The organism is Nocardia asiatica NBRC 100129 (genome assembly GCF_000308415.1).
In the GTDB taxonomy this organism is placed as follows: Bacteria; Actinomycetota; Actinomycetes; order Mycobacteriales; family Mycobacteriaceae; genus Nocardia; species Nocardia asiatica.
In genome coordinates, this window is the sequence record NZ_BAFS01000374.1 from 1 (window position 1) to 3,120 (window position 3,120).

1 protein-coding gene is annotated in these 3,120 nt (G+C 70.3%); it reads left to right on the plus strand.

Annotation, left to right across the window (positions count from 1 at the left end):
- On the plus strand, nt 1-3,120 hold a 3,120-nt coding region (locus ON27_RS29580; protein ID WP_043734971.1), incomplete at both ends, for an AMP-binding protein.

The following is a 3,120-nucleotide window of genomic DNA, read 5'->3' on the forward strand; positions in this document are numbered from 1 at the left end:
CTTCCCGGAGCAGGCCCGCGCCGGGAAGCCTCTGGACGGGATCGTCGAGGTCGATCCCGAGGACGTCATGTACGTGATCTTCACCTCCGGTTCCACCGGCGCGCCCAAGGGCGTGGAGGTCCCGCACCGCGCGGTCGCAGGCACCGTCGACGCGGTCAACGGCTGTTTCGGCATCGGCGCGCACGACCGGACCATCACGCTGTCCGCCTTGGACTTCGACCTCTCGGCCTACGACATGTTCGCGTTCCTGGCCTGCGGCGGCTCGGCGGTCGTGGTGGAGGAGGCGCAGCGCCGCGACGCCGCCGCCTGGGCGGAGCTGATCCGCCGGTGGGAGGTGACCGTTGTCAGCGCCGTGCCCGCGCTGCTGGACATGCTGCTGGTCGCCGCCGCGGAATCCGGGCTGGGCACCGCGCTGCGGGTGGTCATGCTCGGCGGCGACCGGGTCGGTGTCGATCTGCCCGATCGGCTGCGCCGGCTCGTTCCCGGGTGCCGTTTCGCCGGGCTCGGCGGCATGACCGAGGCCGCCATCCACGCCACCGTCTGTGAGGTCGGCACCGTCGACCCCGACTGGGCGAGCGTGCCCTACGGGGTTCCGCTCCCGCATGCCCGCTGCCGGGTGGTCGACGGCCGAGGCCGGGATCGCCCGGTGTGGGCGCCCGGCGAGCTGTGGGTCACGGGCAGCGGACTGGCGCACGGCTACCGCGGGGACGCGGCCCGCACCGCGGAGAAGTTCGTGCACCGGGACGGCGTGCGCTGGTATCGCACCGGCGACCTGGTGCGGTACCGGCCCGACGGCATCCTCGAATTCCTCGGCCGCATCGATCATCAGGTCAAGATCCGCGGGCACCGAATCGAACTGGGCGAGATCGAGGCCGTGCTGGCCGGCCATCCCCGGATCACCGCCGCGGTCGCGGCGGTGCTCGAGCATCCCGCCCGCGCCCTCGCCGCGGTTGTCGTCGGCCACGACCTCGACGACCTCGACGACGCCGCGCTGCGCGCCTGGCTCGGTGAGCGGCTCCCCGGCTACATGATTCCCCGCCGGTTCGTTCGCCGTGCCGGACTCCCGATCACCCGAACCGGCAAGATCGACCGGGCGGCGGTGCACGCCGCACTCACTACCGCGGACGGCCCCGGCGAGCCCGATCCCGGCTCCGCGGCGCCGACCGGCCGGCTCGAAAAGATCGTGGCGCAGGCCTGGGCCGCGCTGCTCGGCGTCGACCAGATCCGGCGGGACGACGACTTCTTCACCCTCGGCGGAGACAGCCTGCTGGCCACCCGCCTGATCCAGCGCCTCGGCGCCGACGGCGTGACCGGCGCCGACCTGTCTCGATTGTTCACCGAACCCACCCTGGCCGCGTTCGCCGCGACCCTCACGCCGGGCGCGGCGGTGCGAGCACCGGCCATCCGCCCCGACCCCGAGCGCCTGTTCGAGCCCTTCCCGTTGACCGACATCCAGGTCGCCTATTGGCTGGGCCGGTCGGCGGACTTCGACCTCGGCGGTATCGGCGCCCAGCTGTACTTCGAATACGACTGGCCCGGTGTGGAAGTCGACCGGCTGGAGCAGGCTTGGAACCGGCTGATCGCCCGGCACGCGATGCTGCGCGCGGTGATCGGCGCGGACGGCATGCAGCGGGTGCTACCGGAGGTCGGGAAGTTCCGCGTTCCGGTGGTGGAGGCGGGCGGTGACCTCGACGGTGCGGTCGCGGCGGTGCGGGAGGAGCTGGCGGGCGTGGCCCTCGACGCCGCCGTGTGGCCGCTGTTCGACGTGCGGGTCGTCCGTGACGGTGAGAATGCCCGAGTCTGTGCGGTTTTCGACAGCTTGATCGTCGATGGCCTGAGTGCGCTGGTCCTGCTCTCCGAGTGGCTGCGGGTGTACGCGGAGCCCGATGTTGAGCTGGCACCGATGGCGATCGAGTTCCGCGATTACGTGAGTAGCTGTGCGCCGTCGGGGGAGCAGGTCCAGGAGGCGTTGTCGTACTGGCGTGCGCGGCTACCGGAACTGCCACCGGGGCCGCAGCTGCCCCTGCGAGTGTCTCCCGCCGCGGTGGCGCGACCGCGGTTCCGCCGCCGGGAGGTGCGGCTGGAGCCGGATGTCTGGCGCGTGATTGTCGAGCGTGCGCGGGGTTTCGGTGTGACGCCGAGTGTTGTGTTGCTGGCGGCGTATACGTGGGTGTTGGGTCGGTGGAGTGCGCAGCGGGATTTGACTGTGACGTTGACTCGTTTCGATCGGCGTGAGGTGCACCCGGAGATCATGCGGGTGGTGGGGGATTTCAGTTCGCTGTTGCTGGTGGCTGATCGTCCTGCGGTGGGGGAGAGCTGGCTGGGGCGTGTGCGTCGGTTGCAGCAGCAGCTGTGGAGTGATCTGGACCATCAGCAGGTTTCCGCGGTGCGGGTGTTGCGGGAGTTGGCGCGTGAGAGTGATGCGCCCGCTGATCCGGTGCCGGTGGTGTTCACCTCGATGCTGGGGGTGGACGACGAGCTGGCTCGTTCGGTGCGGTGGCCGGATTACACACGCACTCAGACTCCGCAGGTGTGGCTGGATCACCAGGTCATCGAGCTGCCTGACGGGTTGCTGCTCAGCTGGGACTCGGTGGACGAGCTGTTCCCCGAGGGGATGGTCGACGACATGCTCACCACCTACCTTGAACACCTGCGCCGACTGGCCCACGTGGACTGGGAACAGCCGGTGACACCGGAACTGCCGCCTGGCCAGCGAGCGATCCGTGCAGAAGTGAACGCCACCGCCGGGCCATCGCCGGAGAATGTTCCGGGCGGGGGGCTCTTGCACACTCCGATGTTCGACATCGCCGCCGCTGATCCGGATCGGGTAGCGGTCATCGACGGTGAAAGGACTGTCAGTTTCGGCGAATTGGCCGACCACGCATTGCGGATCGCGGCGCTGCTCATCCAGCACGGCGTCAACCCCGGCGATGTTGTCGGTGTGTCCACCGCGCGAGGTGCGGCGCAGGTCGCGGCTTTGTACGGCGTTCTTGCCGCCGGTGCCGCGTATGTGCCCGTAGCGCGCGATCAGCCGCCGCAACGCCGTCGGACCATCCTGGAGAGAGCCGGGGTCGCGGTGGTCCTCACCGACGACCCCGCCCAGGACGCTGCGACCGGACA